At 53.7% G+C, this 14,853-nt stretch carries 13 protein-coding genes; 3 read left to right on the top strand and 10 right to left on the bottom strand.

Going from position 1 to position 14,853, the window contains the following annotated elements; genetic code table 11:
- Positions 1-41: 41 nt before the first annotated feature.
- A complete protein-coding gene (gene can / locus ACUN8H_RS15085) occupies positions 42-689 on the top strand; it encodes a carbonate dehydratase (RefSeq protein ID WP_445532885.1) in 648 nt (215 codons plus the stop codon).
- A 28-nt stretch (positions 690-717) separates the two neighbouring features.
- Here the strand turns inward: can and ACUN8H_RS15080 are convergent, their stop codons facing one another.
- The 7 genes from ACUN8H_RS15080 to galU all read right to left on the bottom strand — a co-directional run bounded on the left by ACUN8H_RS15080 (position 718) and on the right by galU (position 10,966).
- Positions 718-1,251: a c-type cytochrome gene (locus ACUN8H_RS15080; RefSeq protein ID WP_445532884.1), complete on the bottom strand. Its 534-nt coding sequence runs from the start codon at positions 1,249-1,251 to the stop codon at positions 718-720.
- Between the two features lie 38 nt (positions 1,252-1,289).
- On the bottom strand, positions 1,290-1,922 hold the full coding sequence (msrA, locus tag ACUN8H_RS15075) for a peptide-methionine (S)-S-oxide reductase MsrA (RefSeq protein ID WP_445532883.1): 633 nt from the start codon (positions 1,920-1,922) through the stop codon (positions 1,290-1,292).
- 11 nt (positions 1,923-1,933) lie between these two features.
- Positions 1,934-5,986: an autotransporter assembly complex protein TamB gene (gene tamB / locus ACUN8H_RS15070; RefSeq protein ID WP_445532882.1), complete on the bottom strand. Its 4,053-nt coding sequence runs from the start codon at positions 5,984-5,986 to the stop codon at positions 1,934-1,936.
- Between the two features lie 9 nt (positions 5,987-5,995).
- Entirely contained in the window at positions 5,996-7,849 is a 1,854-nt protein-coding gene (tamA, locus tag ACUN8H_RS15065) for an autotransporter assembly complex protein TamA (RefSeq protein ID WP_445532881.1), read from the bottom strand.
- 99 nt (positions 7,850-7,948) lie between these two features.
- Complete coding sequence (locus ACUN8H_RS15060) at positions 7,949-8,770, bottom strand: hypothetical protein (protein ID WP_445532880.1); 822 nt, start codon at positions 8,768-8,770, stop codon at positions 7,949-7,951.
- Between the two features lie 9 nt (positions 8,771-8,779).
- Positions 8,780-10,072 carry a nucleotide sugar dehydrogenase gene (locus ACUN8H_RS15055; protein WP_445532879.1) on the bottom strand — a complete coding sequence of 431 codons (1,293 nt, stop codon included), beginning with the start codon at positions 10,070-10,072 and terminating at the stop codon, positions 8,780-8,782.
- Positions 10,073-10,075: 3 nt separating this feature from the next.
- Positions 10,076-10,966 (bottom strand): UTP--glucose-1-phosphate uridylyltransferase GalU, encoded by an 891-nt coding sequence (gene galU, locus ACUN8H_RS15050; RefSeq protein ID WP_445532878.1) that lies wholly within the window; start codon positions 10,964-10,966, stop codon positions 10,076-10,078.
- 148 nt (positions 10,967-11,114) lie between these two features.
- Here galU and ubiG point away from each other — a divergent pair, with 148 nt between their 5' ends.
- Together ubiG and ACUN8H_RS15040 are read left to right on the top strand one after the other, a co-directional pair.
- Positions 11,115-11,858 (top strand): bifunctional 2-polyprenyl-6-hydroxyphenol methylase/3-demethylubiquinol 3-O-methyltransferase UbiG, encoded by a 744-nt coding sequence (gene ubiG / locus ACUN8H_RS15045; RefSeq protein ID WP_445532877.1) that lies wholly within the window; start codon positions 11,115-11,117, stop codon positions 11,856-11,858.
- A complete protein-coding gene (locus tag ACUN8H_RS15040) occupies positions 11,859-12,527 on the top strand; it encodes an HAD-IA family hydrolase (RefSeq protein ID WP_445532876.1) in 669 nt (222 codons plus the stop codon). It begins immediately after the preceding gene.
- 71 nt (positions 12,528-12,598) lie between these two features.
- On the opposite strand, the gene ACUN8H_RS15035 is transcribed toward ACUN8H_RS15040, so the two are convergent.
- The 3 genes from ACUN8H_RS15035 to pal form a co-directional block, all read right to left on the bottom strand.
- Positions 12,599-13,360 (bottom strand): YciK family oxidoreductase, encoded by a 762-nt coding sequence (locus ACUN8H_RS15035; protein ID WP_445532875.1) that lies wholly within the window; start codon positions 13,358-13,360, stop codon positions 12,599-12,601.
- Positions 13,361-13,396: 36 nt separating this feature from the next.
- Complete coding sequence (ybgF, locus tag ACUN8H_RS15030; protein WP_445532874.1) at positions 13,397-14,197, bottom strand: tol-pal system protein YbgF; 801 nt, start codon at positions 14,195-14,197, stop codon at positions 13,397-13,399.
- A 62-nt stretch (positions 14,198-14,259) separates the two neighbouring features.
- Positions 14,260-14,799, bottom strand: a complete 540-nt coding sequence (gene pal / locus ACUN8H_RS15025) for a peptidoglycan-associated lipoprotein Pal (RefSeq protein WP_295709181.1) — start codon at positions 14,797-14,799, stop codon at positions 14,260-14,262.
- Positions 14,800-14,853: the final 54 nt, after the last annotated feature.

Genomic DNA, 14,853 nt, shown 5'->3' with positions numbered 1-14,853 from the left:
CGATCAGTGGCTTAACTCTATTAAACTTAGCTGGAGACTTTATGGCTGACCCTATTGCGACGCTACTCGATAACAATCGTGCCTGGGCTGAGCGCATGTGCGAAGAGGATCCCGACTATTTTAAACGTCTCTCAAGTCAGCAGAACCCCGACTATCTATGGATTGGCTGTTCCGATAGTCGTGTGCCTGCCAATCAAATTATTGCGCTGCCACCCGGGGAAGTTTTCGTTCACCGTAATGTAGCCAACCTGCTCCACCACACGGATATGAACGCCCTCTCGGTGGTTCAGTATGCCGTGGATGTGCTTAAAGTTAGCCATATCATGATCGTTGGGCACTATGGTTGTGGCGGCATCAAGGCCGCCATGATGGGCGGCGAATGCGGTGTAGTCGATTATTGGCTGCATTCGGTCCGTGAGCAGTATAATCGCCACCGAGACACCCTCGGCCACCTTCCTTTGGAAGACCAAATTGACCGTATGTGCGAGCTCAACGTCAAAGCCCAGGTGAACAGTTTATGCCGCACCAAGATTCTGCAGCGCGCCTGGCAGCGAGGCCAACAAATCTCGGTGCACGGCTGGGTTTACGGTTTAAGTGATGGCCGCGTGAAAGACCTTAATTGCACCATCAGTGGGTTAGAACAAGTCGAAACGCTTTACCGCATCGACCGCCTACAACCAGGCGATTAAGCCTTATCTTTGAGCGCCTGCCGAGACACTAGTCGTAGCGGTAGGCGCGATGGCAACTCTTACAACTGGCCCCTACCTCAGAAAGCGCTTTGGCCGTCTGGCGGACGTCACCCTGTTCGGCTATTTCAGCCAACTGGTCGATTTTAGCTTCAAGATCCGTAAAGCCAGCCGCAAACTCATCCCATTCCTCCCATAGCGTGGGTCGAGCGTCCGAACCACTGCCATGAGTCCCTTTTATAAAAGCGGGGAGTAGCTGCTGGCCACGCGCACGCTCCTGTAGTTCAGCTAAGCGAGGGGCGGCAGCCTCGACATCTTGATTGTTAACCAAGTCAAAACGCAGTTGACGAACCAGGCTTTCAATATCTTTGAGCTCTTGCTGGCGCCACATCACAGCTTCACGCTCGCTAGCGAATGGTGTATCGCCCACGGATTCAGGCATCGTTAACGCCGCGCCATTGCTCTCTTCGCCCGCCAAGACTGGCGGCACGCAAAGCAGTAATGCCAAGCTGGCGCCCAGTGCGTGACGTTGAAAAGCCCGTGTTTGGTTTTCACGCTTCAGCATAGAAGCTTCCTGTGGGTGTGCGGGTTCATCAATATTCGTTAGCCTATCGGGCATGTCACCCCAGTGCCTTTTAAGCCGCAATAGCCATGCGGGTTTTTATCGAGGTACTGCTGATGATAAGCCTCTGCATAATAAAACGTGTCCAGCGGTTTTATTTCAGTGGTGATTTGGCCTCTGCCCGCCTTTTCTAACGCCTGCTGATAAGCCGCTGCGCTCTGTTCGGCGGTGGCAAGCTGCGCTTGGGTAGTGGTGAAAATAGCGGAGCGGTACTGCGAGCCAATGTCATTACCTTGGCGGTTTCCTTGGGTAGGGTCGTGCTGCTCCCAGAATACCTGCAACAGCGTTTCAAGATCGACCCGCTGCGGGTCATAAACAATTCTCACTACTTCAGTGTGGCCGGTACGCCCCGTGCAGGTCTCGTCATACGTCGGGTTGGGGGTTTCACCACCGGCATACCCCGCCGCAGTGACATAGACGCCGGGCAACTGCCAGAATAGTCGCTCGACGCCCCAGAAGCAGCCCATGCCCACCACAATTTCCTCGTGCCCCTCTGGAAACGGCGGATGTAGAGAGTGGCCGCTGATGGTGTGGACATCGCTGGTTTTAATCGGGACATCGCGGCCAGGCAGTACCCGGCTGGCACTTGAACTAGCACTTGAAAATAGCGACATATCGTCCTCACTCATTGCTGCTTTAAGATGGTTGGATCACCGGAACGGGTAAAGGTGTAGATCAAATCCACCGCCTGATTGGTACCCGATACGGCCTGAAGATAAAGATTACGCCATAGCGTATAACGTAAGGTTAGTTCTGCAATCGGCGAGAAAATTCCCACACCGTAACTGATTCTCAAGTCATCAGTTAGTTGACCGCTGACGGCTACTTGACTCTCGTCGCCTGCGCCGGCGGTGTCGAGGGTTAAATCGTCGATACCGAAAGCCTCACCTATGGAACCTACGGCGCCGCCGGTGCGTCCTAACGACATTCCTATCAGTGCCGTGGTGAGCGCGCTGTCAACTCCGCCACCAGAGGCGTCCGGGGCACGGCCACGGAGTAAGTAGGAAAGCGCACGAGATTCGTCCATCGCTGGCTCAGAAAAGATCATCACGTTAGGTGTTTCAGCATTACCGGTGACCCGGAGGCCTGCAATGACGTCATCTTCGGTCACCTCCGGGTTTCGGATGGCCTCGAAGTCAAGAGTAGGCAACCCAGGCGGACCGCTGAAGAGTAGCTCACCGCGACGAATGACCAGGTCTTGACCAAACGCCTGGAAGCGGCCATCCACGAGATTGACATCGCCGAACAGCTGTAACGCTCCGTCACTTTGGCGAACTTCCAAGGCGCCGCCCAAACCTGACTCTAGGCCATAGGCTGAAATCTGCATGTCGCTGCCTAGCGTCAACGTTACCAGCACATCAAGCGCCATGCCGGTCGCGGCGAGCTCATCGGAATTACTCGGCTCATCGCCCCTTGCGGCGGCACGCTGGGCCTCGATTTCTGCCTGTCGATCGTCGCGCTCGGTAATAATGACTTCGTCACCACTGGGCGTTACCGCGGATGACGGCATATCGCCGATTTCAAGCCTTGCCCAAGGCAGATTGATATCACCTCTAACTTGTAGTCTGTCAGGCGTCACACGAATGCGAATATCCGGGGCAGCTTCTAATCGCCCAAACTGCGGCAATACGATCAGTATAGGCTCTTGAACGGCATTGAGGTCTACCCCAATTCGCCAGTCGTCACCGCTTGGCCAGTAAGCATCTCCGGTAATTTCCAAGCGCCCACGTTCCGCCGCCAGGTAACCATCAATACCGCCCTGCTCACCGTCGAAAGTGACTACCAATTCACCCCCTTGCACATCGACAGGAATATCGGGGCCACTGACCCCTATACCGCGAAGACCTAGCTGACCCTGCAAATCAGGCTGAGCGGTGGAGCCGGAAATTTGCACGCTGCCGCTGAGATCACCTTCCAATCGATCCATCCCCACCAGCATGGGACGATAAGGCTGCAGCGAAACATCATCAGCACGCAATTCACCACTGAGCTCGCCAGCCCCGAGTGGATCATTGATCGATAAACTCAGGTTCAAATCACCCGCTTCGGCAAGCGAAAAAGCCACATTGGCATCCGCCTGCGCTTGGTTAGCTTCGATTTGAGCATCCAAACTGATTTCGGGCAGTGGCACGGGCTGGCCATAGTCATTGATAGCAGTCACTGCAAGCTCACTGAGCACCTGCAGATTAGCCTGCCATTGCGCCCCTCCTTGACGCCAGCGAGCGTCAAGATCCGCCGTTGTATCACCCGCTAGCTGCCACTCTTCGGGTAAAAAGGGCTCCAACATCTCCATAGGTACTTCACGTAACGTGAGTATGGCATTGCCCTGTTGCGCGGATGCACTAATCGGTTCTTCCGAACACACCACGCCTCCCTGCTCACGGCGCAAACAGAATGGGCTAATATTCGCCTGACCGTTGGTAAGGTTATAGCGGAGATCCAACGGCGCTTCGAGGCGAATATCGCCCGCCTCCGAGTCAACTTCCAGCGGTGTTAGCCGGGCCTGATATCGCTGACGTTGCTGGTCGAAACGCCCATCAAGGGCAAGCTGCGCGCGGCTTACTACATTGTCACCCATTCCCTGGACATTGAGTTCAAGACGGTGCGCTGACAGCCTTCCGTCAAGATCCACGGCCACTGTGGAGAGCGCCTGACCACCAGCATTGACGTTTTGCAGTGCCAACTGTACATCGAGATTTGGATCTTCGATCCCCTGAACATCGGCATTCAACGTCAATCTTTCCACACGATTTTCGCCGAATCGAACACTATCGCCTTGTAAGTCAGCCAGCAATTGCGGTTGGTCAAAACTGCCGCTAGCCTCCAACGTCCCTACGATAGTGCCCGCCAGATCGGGTGAGAGGGTCTGTAGTTGGCGTAGCGCGATGTCGGCATCGAGCGACATCGTCTGTTCGCTGATTTGCCCCGCTGCTTCCAGCCGGTTATCGCCCTGGGTAAACAGCAGCTGATCAATATCAACTTCCATATTGCTGTTGGCGTCCAGCGACGCTTGCAGTGTTAGCGGATAATCACGCAACACACCATCAATCGATAGGTTAGGGATACTGACAGCCCATAGATCGCCTTGCGGGCTCGTTTGTTGAGACAAGGAAAATTCAATGTCGCCATTCAAATTTCCATCTAACTGATTCACAAAGTGGGAGGGGTCAAACTGATCCAAACGAACATTGGCATCCACCTGTATCGGGGCTAACCAGCGAATGGTGCCTTCGCTGCGCAAGGAGCTTTCGTCGATCGCCAGTGTGAGCGGCTGCCAGCTAAACTGCTCAAGATCGCCCTCACCGCGAAGGTCAATCTGGGTAAGTGGTACACTGGGGCCTTCGACCGACATCGCGAGCTGAGCGTTGTAATTATCCAGGCTCCCTGATACCTGCAAATTCAGGTCATCCACCACATAGGGGTCGGTTGCCACGCTCTCTTCGGATTGATCCGACGCTTCATCCGTGGTGACTGGCAACGGCCACTGAACCTGATCACTCTGCAGCTGAAGTTGAAACGGCAGTGTGGGTGCTAGCGCATCAATTTGGCCGCTTAGCGAAGCATTAACAGCACCAGAGGCATTCAACTGAGCGTTAAGTGCATCCAGAGGGCCCGAGAGCGTTAACGATAATGTCTCGCCATCCAACTCAGGAAACGTCTCGGCTAAAAACAGTTCTACATTCAAGCGTGCATCAAGTGGATAATTATCCCTTAGTGTGACGTTGGCCGTTAAATCAGCCTGCACATCAGGTGTCTTGACCGCAAGCTCGTTTAATTCGACGTGGTTACCCTCGGTCATTAACCCAAGCTGGAGCCGCTCCACGCGATATTCTGTGGCCCCCTCAAGACGAAAATCGTTCACTGTAAATTCGGGTATTTGGATATCTACCGGCAAGGAGATATCGGGTAACTCGAGACGTTCGCGTGCTTCTAACTGCTCCTCTGGCGACGTGACCGCCTGAATGGCTTGGTCTTGCGGTTCGCGGAGCAATATAGCGGCATCGATCGCCTGGGCAGAAAGAGGACTGTCCATATTTTGCGTTAATAAAACGCCTGCCGAGGGTGGCAGGTAAAGCCGCGGTTGCTCCAAATGTGTCGGCTCAAGCCGCACTTGGTTGCCTTCAGCGACGGCCGCCGAACTCAATGAGCGCCACGCTACTTGTGTACCATCGGCAAGCCGCAGGTTGACATCATCGAGCTGTAATGAACGTAACTCGATGGGAAAAGGGAAACGAATAGATAGTGGCGCGCCCTCTTCTTCTGGTGGTTGTTGCTGTTCATCCGAGGCACCTAGCCTTACATCAGCACCCACCACGCGGAGTGTATCGACGCATAACCGGCCTGAAAGGACGCAGTCATCCGCCCAATCAAGCTCAAATTCGTCGACGCTTATGCGGGTTCCACCCAGCTGAAGCTGGAAATCTTTGATCATAAAATGATCAAGCAAACCGCCCTCATGCTGCGCGTAGGAGAAAAAATCGCGTTGCTCACCTTGCGACAGCAGTATCCCCGTGCCCCAGGGAGATAACGCCACCCCCAATACCAGCGCTACAATACCCAGCAGCCAGATAGGCACTACGATAACAAGGCGCAACAGGCTCCAGAATAACAGCCAAGTCCGATACTTGGGTGACAATCGCTGGCGCTTATCAGACGTCGCTGCTTCAACCTGAGACAAAGCTATCTCCTAGAATTCCGGTCCGATGGAAAAGTGCAAACGCCAATCGTCTTCATCATCAAAGGGATGAGCGATATCAAAGCGAATTGGCCCGACCGGTGACACCCAGCGCACCCCGGCACCGGCGCCTGTTTTTAAATCATTGGGCCCCCAGTTATCAAAAGCATCGCCATTATCAACGAAGGTGGCTGCCCACCAATCTCCCGTGACACGGCGTTGATACTCGAGGGTAGAGGTAAGCATTTGCTGGCCGCCACGTAGTCGACCTTGTTCATTGCGCGGAGAAAGACTTTCATAAGAATAACCCCGCACACTGCGGTCACCACCGGCAAAAAAGCGTAGCGACGGCGGAATTTTGGCAAAGTCATCGGTTTCGATAGCGCCTACGCTTACCCGCGCTAAGAAGCGGTTATCGTTGCCAATGGTGCGAATCCACTCGGTATCGGCCGTAACACGGGTGAACTGTGCATCTGACCCCCAGACCTTGTCAGAGTACTCCAACGAAAGCTGTTGGCGATCGCCCCATAATGGAAAGCGCTGAGGACGTGTTCGGGTCCGAGACCACTGAACCCCAGGGTAAAACAGCCATACTTGGTCGGCTTCACCGCCCTGCTCGAAGTCTTCATAAGTGGTGCGGAAGTAAACGGTTTGTACCCAGTCGTTATCAAACTCCCAGCGTCTTGCAATTTCGACGGTACCTTCGAGTGATTGGGTATCACTGTCGTCGACGTTGCGGATACCGTATTGAAGCCGATAGCTATCGCGCAGCGGGTCTTCTAACGGAACGTTATATACCCCGGTAAAACGCTGCTCAGGCGCGGATAAATAGAGATCGTGATCCAGACTATGGCCATAGCGATTGATCCATGGCTGTTCCCAACCAAACCGTAGCCTGGGGCCTACGTCGGTTGCGTAGCCAATACCGACTTCGAACTGATGACGGTCAGCAGGCTCAACGGTGACATCGATAGGTAATTGCGTGTCGCTGGGTTTATTAAGGATTAATGCACTGGCTAACGCGGCACTGCTGACCCGTGGGCGCTCAGGCTGAGACGCGGTGGCTTCGCTCCACCATGGGTCGCCACCGCCAGGAGGAGCAATGGTTAACTCTTGCGCTGTTTCAAGGCGTGGGCGTACTGACACTGAGCTAAACCAGCCGGTTTCTGCAAGCGATTGGTTATAGTCAGCCAGTGTTTGCGCGAGATAAGGATCACCACTTTCAAAGGGCTGTATACGGCGTAATCGATCGAGCTCGATATGGCTGCCCGTTATCGACGTGTTTCCAAACTGGTAGCGTGGCCCGCTGTCAAAATCCATATAGAGGCGCGCACTTTGTAAATAAGGACGCACTTCCATACGACGGTCCGTAAAGCCCCAGTCGAAATAGCCTCGCTCAATAGCCAATCCGGAGAGTTGACCACGCAAGCGCTCCCAAGGAGCATGCCGCAACACATTGCCCTCTTCCAGCGGAAAGTCCTCTACTGCTTGCTGAAAGGGTGGATCGCCACTGGCGTCGCCTTCGACATTGATGGATAAAATTTCAATTTCAACTTGCGGCCCTGGATCAATATCCAGCGACACTCGCTCATCGTCAGCGTGTCCGAAAGAGATATCAGGCTCGTAATAACCATACACACGCATAGCTTCTTGGGTGCGCTGGCGAACCTCGCCTTCCAAGCGTACTTCGGTGTACTGCTCAGCCTCGACGTTCTGTAGATAAGCTTGAATATTGCCTTCGACTTCATCGGAAACACCCGTGATCGTCGCCTGTAATGCCCATGCTCCGTGCGATACGTATAACAGTGGAAGCACCACCAACACGGTGCGACCAGTGGCTGAAGTCCATCGCCGTTGTCTTCCCATACATTTTATCCTAACCTAAATCAGCGGCTTCATTACCTAAGCATTACAACGTCTTAGCAAAATCTCAGTAGCAGAACGTATAACCATTATGCAGATTTTTTAACGCAACATTTCTAATTGAGCACTGAACGCGAGCTGTGCTTGACGAACTTGCCTCACGTCGCTCTCCAGCGAATTCAAGCGTTGAGACCACTCCTGCTCTAATGCCGCTAGCGCTTGTTGATCCGCGGGCGCTTCAACCTCAGCAACGGAAGATTCCAATTCGTCAAAGCGTGCCTCAATGGCGTTTCTTTGCGCTGACAACTGCTCTTCCCAATCACTACCCATCGAATTGAGCTGGCTATCCAATACAGACAGGCGCTGTTCGGTCAGTTGCTCCAGGTGGGACACTTCTTCAATAAGGTTCTGACGTCCCGAGGTTCCCGTTTGTTCCAGTGCATCCAGCGATTCCCGCATTGCCATCAGTTGGCTGTCACGCAATTCAGCCTGCTCATTAAGCTGGTTTAACTGCTGGAGCAATGAATTAATCGAATCACTAGAAGCCATGTCCTCATTCATGGTAAGTAGGCTGTACAACTCTTCGCGGGTATCGTTCAGCGCAATGGAGAGTTGCTCTTGCTCTTGGAAGAGCGTCGACATCTGAGCTTGTACAAAGGTTATCGTATCTTGTACACCCGTGTCATCCGAATCCAAGCGAGCATGAACATTTGATACTTCTCCACTCACCCTATGTAGTTCGTCTAACAGTCGTTCACGTTCGTACCAGAGTCCAGCCGCCGCCGCACCCAACAGGGCAATGATTAAGAGCAAGCATAGCCATAATGGCCACAGGATAGGCCCCTTTCGGTGGCGCAAATGCTGCGCCGTCAAACTTTGATCCACATCGGGCACAATTCGAGAGGATGCAGTGGCGTCTGGCATAACAGTTCCTCAGAGAGTCTTAGGGTCGGCACGGCGGCCTATACCTCGGTACATTAATCCACAGCTAGCAACAAATTCAGGGTCGTAAATGTTGCGTCCATCTAATACGAGCTTAGCGTTTAATAACGCGCTAAGCCGATGCCAGTCCGGGTTCCAATAGGTTTTCCATTCGGTCACCAGCATTAGCACATCGGCTCCCTCGCAGGCTTGGTAGGGATCATGCGTATACGTACGCAGGTCCTCACGATTCCCTACCAGCGCATGCAAAGCAGGCACCGCGGCCGGGTCATGAAGTTGAACCTTGACTCCTTGCGCCCAAAGCGCTTCAAGCAAGGTCAACACGGGCGCATGATCAATACGGGCGGTGCCGGGTTTAAATGCAGCCCCCCAAATCGCCACCGTTTTACCTGCCATTTCGCCGGAGAAATGCGACCAAAGCTTTCGAAACAGGGTTTCTTTTTTCTGCTCGTTAATATCCATCACTTGCTCAAGCAACGCTGAATACCGACCACTCTTTAGCTGTACATCGGCTAAGCGCATCAAATCGCGAGAGAAGTTAGGCCCCCCAAAACCACAACCAGGGTACAGGTACTCAAAGCCGATACGCGAATCGGCCCCCATGCCTTGGCGGACATGCTCGACATCCACGCCCAGAGTATCAGCCAAACCAGCAATTTCATTCATATAACTGATTCGTGTGGCCAGCATTCCGTTAATGGCCAGCTTCGTTAACTCCGCCGCGCGGCGTGGCATACACTGAAAGACTTCACTGCGACGGTTAAAAGCGCGTAAGAGCTCTCTGGTGACTTGCTCCCCCATGGCATCGTCACAGCCTAGCAAGCGTCGGGTTGGGCGTGTAAAAGAGTCCCACGCACGGCCCTCTTCTAGGGTGTCGGGAAGCGCCACACTGGTATGCTGAGACCCCATTAACGTATGCAGGCGCTCGGTCTCACCAACTGGGAATGTCGAGTTATTGATCAGCACGATACTGTGCTGATCGGCTAACAACGATGTGTCAAGAATTTCACTGGCAGCACTTCGCTGTGCCGGCGATAAGGCCATCCAGATCACTTCAGGAACGACGGCATCCTCAAGGTGCTCAATGACCTGCAGAGAGCCCTCGGCTAAACCCTGCTCGAGCTGGGTCATTAAATGCGGTTCGCTGCGTAACCAGTCCTCCTGGGAAAGGGTCGACCAGGGCGCATCTGCATGGGGTAACCACTGAACCTGATGGCCCACCCAAGCAAGCGCCGCCGCAGCCGTCGCGGCGCTTAATTCGCTGCCGTAAAGTAACACCTGCATGCGTTACGCCTCCTGGTGGTAACGTGACAGCAGTGTTTGGAAAGCCTCTCCAAACTCGGGGTGACGGCGCGCGTAGGCAAGAGTGGCTTCGAGATACCCTAAGGGCTGGCCACAATCGTAAGTGATACCTTGCATACGATAGGCCTGAACACCCGACTGCTCGCGCAGGGACTCAATGGCATCGGTCAATTGAATTTCACCACCCGCACCCGGCGGGGTCTTTTCCAGGATCGAAAAAATACTACCTGGCAGTGCATAGCGGCCTATTACGGCAAGATTCGAAGGGGCATCATCACGTTTGGGCTTTTCCACCATACCGACCAAGTCGGCAGATTCATTGGCAGCAGGCGCTTCCTCCTTGGGGGCCACAATCCCGTATTTCTCCACTTGTTCCCAGGCGACCTCTTCTACCATCAACTGCGCCGTTTGCTGTTGGTCGAAGGCCGCTAACATGCCCGCTAAATCAGTTGCTGAATTGGCGCTGTTATCGACCAGCACATCGGGCAGCAGCACCGCGAATGGTTCGTCATCGCCAATGATCGGACGAGCGCATAGCACCGCATGGCCAAGTCCTAAAGGCACACCTTGCCGGATACTAATGATATTGACGTCATCCGGAACTAAATTGCGCAACATCGTCAATAATTCGTGTTTGCCCTTCTTTTCCAGGCTGGCTTCCAACTCAGCATGGGTATCGAAGTGGTTCTCGATGGCGCTTTTGTTGCTACTTGTGACCAGCACGATTTCACGAATGCCGGCAGCAATGGCCTCTTCCACGACGTACTGAATCACCGGCCTATCGACAATGGTAATCATCTCCTTGGGAATAGCTTTCGATGCTGGCAAGCAGCGAGTACCAAACCCAGCAACAGGAAGTACGGCTTTACGAATCATAGCAAGGTCCTTTTCATGCGTTCCGACACAGGAGTGGTTAGAATGTCCATAATACTGAAGGCGTGAATGGATACCACCTCGCGAACAGCGAACAAGTGGTTACACGTCAATATTTTGCTAAATGTTCAAAATTTATGGGAGTCACACTATGCAAGCGACATCACAGGATAGCACTGCTCATCACTATCAAGGCAATGTCGATGCAGCGGAAGTCGCCAAATTTGAAGCGCTTGCTAGCCGCTGGTGGGACCCGCAAGGTGAATTTAAGCCCCTGCATGATATCAACCCCCTGCGCCTAGACTTTATTGACGCGCGCTCAGGATTAGCGGGTAAGAAGGTGCTTGATGTCGGCTGTGGCGGTGGTATTTTAAGCGAGTCTATGGCCCACCGCGGGGCGAAGGTAACGGGCATTGACCTTGGCGAAGCACCGTTAGCAGTGGCTCGTTTACATGCCGAAGAGCGTGGCGTAAAGGTGGAGTATCAACATATCAGTGTGGAGGCACTGGCCGCTCAAAAGCCCGGCTTTTATGATGTGGTAACTTGTATGGAAATGCTTGAACACGTGCCGGATCCTGCTTCCGTTATTCGTGCCTGCAGCGCCCTGGTACGCCCCGGTGGTTATGTGTTTTTCTCTACCTTGAATCGAACCCCAAAATCCTACGCGTTTGCCATTTTAGGCGCTGAGTATGTGCTTAAACTCTTGCCGCGTGGCACGCATACTTACGCAAAATTTATTCGCCCTTCAGAAATGGCGGCTTGGTCTCGTCATAGTGGTTTAGAAGTGCGCGAACAGACAGGGCTGACCTATAACCCGCTGACCCGCCATTACCGTTTGGTTAGCCACGATGTTTCGGTCAATTACATGATGTATTGCCGCAAGGTGAACGCTTAAATGTCGCTACAAGCACCGCAAGCAATACTCTTCGACCTGGACGGCACGCTGGTCGATACCGCCCCTGATTTGGCCAACGCCACCAATGCCCTTCGCGCTCACCATGGGTTAGCGCCGCTACCTTTTGAGGTAATTCGCCGCCAAGTTTCTAACGGGGGGAGTGCCCTGGTCACGCTGGCGCTAGGATTAGAGGCCACCGCTGATGGGCATATCCAAGCACGCCAGTTTTTACTCGATGCCTATGAGCAGGCCGTCGCTGTGCATAGCCGGGTTTTCTCGCCACTTGATGTGTGGCTACAAGAGTGGCACGGCAGTCAGCGGCCTTGGGGGATCGTGACCAATAAACCGCGCCGCTACACCTTACCGTTGTTAGAAGCACTTTTGCTGCAACCTGGAGCGCTGCTATGCGCGGATGATTTGAGCGTCAAAAAACCAGCCCCCGAGCCGCTCTGGGAAGCTGCTCACCGCCTTGGCGTGGCCCCTGAACGGTGCTGGTATATCGGTGACCATGTGCGAGATATGGAAGCGGCCGTGGCCGCGGGGATGACCGCCGTGGCGGTTGGCTATGGGTATATTAGCGAAGAGGATGACTACCAGCAGTGGCCTGCTGACATATGGTTTGAAGAGTGTGCGATGCTGGTCGATGCCCTGGGTGCTTTCAAGCGCTAACTTTTAAACGCTGACATCCATGGGCACCGACACCGCTTTAGTGCTTAAGAGTTTGGTGAGTACTTAACAGCTTAAACCCGAGGCGGCTGGGCATCGAGCTGTTGACCGCTGGTGCCCGCACTATCGGAGCCCATTAACCATAGGTAAGTCGGCATTATCTCTTCCGGCGTACGCAGGGTAAACGGATCTTCACCGGGGAACGCAGTGCGCCGCATTTGAGTACGCGTGGCGCCTGGGTTAAGCGAATTCACGCGGATATTCGGCTGATTATGTAATTCGTCGGCGAGCACATCGACAAAGCCTTCTGTGGCGAACTTAGAAACCGAATACGCGCCCCAATAGGCACGTCCCTTGCGGCCAACGCTTGAAGATGTAAAGATCACCGAAGCATCATCCGATTGCTGCAGCAATGGCAGCAGCGCTTGCGTCATCCAGATAGGCCCGTTGATATTGACCTGCATCACCTGCTGCCATAATTCAGGGTTGTACTGCTCAAACGGCGTAATACGACCTAACAGCCCAGCGTTGTGTAGCAGCCCATCTAAGCGGCCAAATTCCTGATCCAGCGTTTCGGCCATATCATGGAAATCTTTCAGCGTAGCGCCTTCAAAATTGAGCGGAAAAATCGCCGGCTGGGGGCCACCAGCCGCTTCGATTTCATCGTAAACACGCTCTAATTTAGCGATGGTACGCCCCAATAGAATCACCGTAGCGCCATGCTGGGCGTAGCTCAACGCTGCCGCCCTGCCAATTCCGTCTCCTGCGCCGGTTACCAACACGACGCGATTTTCCAATAGGTTGGGCGCTGGTTGATAGTCGATCTTGCAGCTCATGCTGATTCCCTGAAGCAAAAATGGCTCAAAAAAATATTAACCTGCCGATTGGCGCAAGAAGTCGCTGGCAAGCCCTGCGGCACTGCTTTGCGGGTAGTCGTCACGCACTCGCTCAAGTAGTTCACGGCTGCGTTCCGCTTCGCCTTGACGTGCTTTTACCAAGCCTAGCTTATAGATCGCATCAGGCACTTTGCTGCTACCGCTGTACTGCTCGATAACATGGCTAAATGCTTGATCCGCCGACTCCAGCTCTCCCTCTGCGGCGTATAATTCACCCAACCAGTAATGGCCATTAGCCGTTAAACTGGTATCAGGATGATCGCTGACAAAGCCTTCAAAGGCCGCAATTGCTTCTTCAAAACGGCGTGCTTGAACGTGGGCAAAAGCGGCTTGGTAATCTGCTTGCGCGTCTTCGCTGACGTTGCTGGCGGAAGGCGCATTAACGACCTCTGCGGCCGCTTCCGGCTCAACCGCTGGCGTCGATTGCTCGATCTGGGTTGGCCCACTGCTCATCAAGCGATCTTCAATATCTAGATACTGCTGCTGCGATTGACGACGGAGTTGTTCTAATTGGTGACGCAACTCTTCAATCTGGCCGCGCAGTTGCTGGATCTCTTGTTGATGCTCTTGAACCTGATTAAACAGCACTAAATTACCGCTAGACGCTTCTTGACGCTGCGTCTGTTGATAGAAGCTGCTGTTTGAAGAGTCAGCACTGGAAAGATCTTGAACAAGTGGCTGCTGGGCAACGGCCACCAGGGGCAATACGGACAGCGGGAGCGCTATGGCTCCCGCACCGCACAGCCTCTCAATGAGACGCTTGAGACTGTGATTCATGATGACTCCGTAGAGAAAAACGGCGTGCGATTAGCACGCCGAATTCATCAGTAGTTAAAGGCTTAGTAATTAAACACGACGCGACGATTCTGCGAATAGGCGCTCTCGTCTTGGCCGTTAACGGCCGGACGTTCTTCACCATAGCTAACGACGCTCATCTGCGAAGAAGAGACGCCCTGAATGTTCAGGAAGCGCTCTACCGCATTGGCACGACGCTCACCTAGCGCCATATTGTATTCACGTGTGCCGCGCTCATCCGTATGCCCGTGTAGAACCACCTGAGCACTGGGGTTAGCACGCAAGTAACGCGCATGCGCCATTACTACAGATTCATACTCGCTTTTGATCGTGTCGCGATCATAATCGAAATAGATAGTCCTTACTTCTGGAATGCGTGAATCAGCCTGCTGACCAGCGCCTGAGCCAGAAGAAGAACCGTACTGGCTACCCGTGCCTGTACCCGAGGTGCTTGATCCGGTAGTGCTGCCGTCCTGGCTACCGTACGAGTCACCGTCTTGGGTTCCGCCGGTGCTGGAACAGCCAGCGATTACCACGATAGATAGCGCTGCTGCTAGTGAGCGAGCCAACGGTTTAAGTTGCATAATCAGACTCCTTGCCTGAAAACTAAAAATTTCAATATTAATCAATGGTGTTGA

The organism is Vreelandella sp. V005 (assembly GCF_052645115.1).
Note: the sequence above shows the minus strand (reverse complement) of the source record. Positions and strands in the feature narration are given on the sequence as shown.